Source organism: Herbaspirillum lusitanum P6-12, assembly GCF_000256565.1.
GTDB lineage: Bacteria > Pseudomonadota > Gammaproteobacteria > Burkholderiales > Burkholderiaceae_D > Herbaspirillum > Herbaspirillum lusitanum.
Map to the genome: position 1 here is coordinate 1 of NZ_AJHH01000589.1, position 251 is coordinate 251.

The 251-nt window shown below is 67.3% G+C and carries 1 pseudogene; it reads left to right on the top strand.

Annotated features, from left to right (window positions below):
* Window positions 1-238, top strand: a pseudogene (locus HLUSI_RS29675) (hypothetical protein); the annotation flags it as partial.
* Between the last annotated feature and the right edge of the window lie 13 nt (window positions 239-251).

The window sequence follows — 251 nt, forward strand, 5'->3', positions numbered from 1 at the left end:
CCCCACGCGCGCCGCCGCACGTCGCCTGAACCTGCATCCGCATTTTGCGTGGCGGGCCGGCGTCAGTGTCGGCGCCCTGCCCGAAACACCGATGCTTGCCGCCATTGATGCCGCACAGGCGGCGCTGGCGCGCAGTGCGAACGGAATCGACGACCTGTGGGGAGTGGAATTGCACGACGCCTTCGCGGCCCAGGCAATCGCTTTTTGCGAGGCGCATCGGGCGCGATCAGCCTGGTGAGATTATTGGCGGA